Genomic DNA, 258 nt, shown 5'->3' on the forward strand with positions numbered 1-258 from the left:
AGGCAGTACTGGGCCATGACGACTGGGAGCTGGCCCTGTTTCATCTGTTTAACCGGGTGCGGGAAAACGATGGCCATTTGTTGATCTCGGCACGTTGTCCGCCTCAACAGCTGGCTGTGGCGCTGCCGGATCTGGGGTCCCGATTATGCTGGGGCGTGGTGTACCATTTGGCATTGCTGCAGCCAGAAGAGCGGGCTCTGGCACTGGTCTTGCGGGCGCGGCAGCGGGGTATTTTACTGGCAGAAGACGTGGCGCGTT

1 pseudogene is annotated in these 258 nt (G+C 60.5%); it reads left to right on the forward strand.

The features are described 5' to 3' along the window. Positions 1 to 258, forward strand: a pseudogene (locus Q4563_RS20800) (DnaA ATPase domain-containing protein); the annotation flags it as partial.

It is taken from the genome of Gilvimarinus sp. 1_MG-2023 (assembly GCF_030548285.1).